A 655-nucleotide genomic window follows, 5' to 3' on the forward strand; every position below is an offset into this window, starting at 1 on the left:
AGCGCAAAGCATCGCCCGCTATACTTACGATGCGAAGGGCAATCGGGTCGGCAAGAGCGCGCCGGGCTTGAACCGGCAGTCGGACCAGTTGACCGCGTACGTGATTGACGGCACGTTTGAATACGCGCAGACGGTGCAGGAAAGCCTCGGGGAGGGGGCCAACGCAGTAATAAGCAACTATGTGTGGGGTGCCGGACTGATCGAACAAGTGCGCGATGGCCAAGCAACGTACTTTCACGCAGATGGCCTTGGTAGCGTGAAAGCGCTGAGCGATGCCACAGGCACGGCCAGAGATACATATGAGTACGATGCGTTTGGTGGACTTGAAATTCACGCGGGAAGCACGGAAAATCGCTACCGTTATACCGGCGAATATTTCGATGAAGCAATCGGGCTGCAATATAACCGTGCAAGGTGGTATGACGTTTCTCTGGGGCGGTTCACGGCGATTGACCGGTTGTGGGGCAGGCAGGCAGATCCCCTATCCTTGCATAGGTATCAATATGCACACCTGGATCCAGTGGCTAAAAGTGATCCCTCCGGCCTGGTAACTTTGATCGGGTTGAATACAAATGTAAGCGTCAGTGCAATCGGTGCTTCCGCTACACAAAACTTGGCCAGAGTGACGATCAACAATATCGGTGGACAGGCTTTT

Annotated in this window: 1 protein-coding gene; it reads left to right on the plus strand. The window is 54.4% G+C overall.

Features of this window, described 5'->3' with window-relative positions; all coding sequences use genetic code 11:
- A partial coding sequence (locus ACP7BV_RS27615; protein WP_426108108.1) for an RHS repeat-associated core domain-containing protein occupies nt 1-655 on the plus strand: 655 nt, incomplete at both ends.

Source organism: Massilia sp. TSP1-1-2, assembly GCF_049896185.1.
Taxonomy (GTDB): domain Bacteria; phylum Pseudomonadota; class Gammaproteobacteria; order Burkholderiales; family Burkholderiaceae_D; genus Telluria_A.